A 1,573-nucleotide genomic window follows, 5' to 3' on the forward strand; every position below is an offset into this window, starting at 1 on the left:
CCTTCAGCGCCTCGCGGACCGCCTCCACCGCCTGGTGGAACGGCAGGCCCGTCTCCCGGCGCAGGCCAAACGTCAGCTGTTCGATCGTTGCGGTCATGGCAATCACCTCCTCCTCCCACCGTAGCAGAAACCGGCCCCTCCCCGGGGGAGGAGTGAGCGCCGCCCCGCCGTTCCTCCCCGCCCCGCCGAGGGAGGAGGGATGGAATTCGAGATAAAGACTGCCTCCCGGCTTCGCCCTCCAGACTTCCTTCTCCTCCCTCCTCCCTCGGGGCGGTGCCCGGGGTGGCGGAGGGGCTCCCTCCTCCCTCCTCCCCGCTCCCGTATCATTCGCATACCTTTCGACACTGGAGTTTCAACGCACGTGGAGACCTCACCCCGCAGCGCCGGCTTCTCCCCGGCCCGCCTCGACCGCATCACCGCCCACATCGAACGCCACTACATCGAACCCGGCAAAATCGCCGGCTGCCAGGTCCTCGTTGCCCGCCACGGAATCCCCGCCTACTTCCGCTCCTTCGGCTTCATGGACCGCGAACGCCAGCGCCCGATGCGCGACGACACCATCTTCCGCATCTACTCCATGACCAAGCCGATCACCTCCGTCGCCCTCATGCAGCTCTTCGAAGAGGCGCGCTTCATGCTGAACGACCCCGTCGCCCGTTACCTCCCCTCGTGGGAGCACCAGCGCGTCTGGGTCAGCGGCGACGGCGACGAGATGGAAACGAAAGCGCCGAACCGTCCCGTCTCGTTCAGGCACGTGCTCAGCCACACCGCCGGCCTCACCTACGGCGCAACCAACCACCCCGTCGATAAGGCCTACCGCCGCCTCGGCATCCAGCGCGGACCCGGCGAAACCCTCGATACCTTCGTCGAAAAGCTCGGCCGCGCGCCACTCCGCTACGAACCCGGCGAACGGTGGATGTACTCCTTCGCGACCGACGTCTGCGGCGCCCTCGTCGAACGGATCTCCGGCCAGCGGCTCGATGCATACTTCCGCGAGCGCATCTTCGAGCCGCTCGGCATGACCGACACCGCCTTCTTCGTCCCGCCCGAAAAGCAGGAGCGGTTCGCCGCCAACTACCAGCGCCAGCCCGATAAGACGCTCAGGCTCATCGACGACCCCGAGACCAGCAGCTACCTCCGCGAGCCGTCGTTCCTCTCGGGCGGGGGCGGGCTGGTCGGCACCACCCACGACTACTGGCGCTTCTGCGAAATGCTCCGTCGCGGGGGCGAACTCGATGGCGCCCGCATCATCAGCAGCCGCACGCTCGAACTGATGACCCGCAACCACCTGCCCGGCGGCCAGGACCTCACCAGCCTCGCCATCGGCGCCTTCTCGGAAACCGCAAACGAAGGCGTCGGGTTCGGCCTCGGCTTCGCCGTCACCCTCGATGCCGCCCGCGCCGGCACCCTCGGCGAGGGCGACTACTACTGGGGCGGCGCCGCCTCCACCATCTTCTGGGTCGACCCCCGCGAAGACCTCGTCTGCATCTTCATGACCCAGCTCATGCCGTCAGGCACCTTCAACTTCCGCGGCCAGCTCAAGAACCTCATCTACTCCGCCATCGACTGAGCC

At 67.5% G+C, this 1,573-nt stretch carries 1 protein-coding gene; it reads left to right on the forward strand.

What is annotated here, in order from left to right; all coding sequences use genetic code 11:
• Positions 1-361: 361 nt before the first annotated feature.
• Complete coding sequence (locus tag VAE53_RS08545) at positions 362-1,570, forward strand: serine hydrolase domain-containing protein (RefSeq protein WP_322818954.1); 1,209 nt, start codon at positions 362-364, stop codon at positions 1,568-1,570.
• The last annotated feature ends 3 nt before the right edge of the window (positions 1,571-1,573 follow it).

The sequence above is a fragment of the Tepidiforma sp. genome (assembly GCF_034432735.1).
GTDB lineage: Bacteria > Chloroflexota > Dehalococcoidia > Tepidiformales > Tepidiformaceae > Tepidiforma.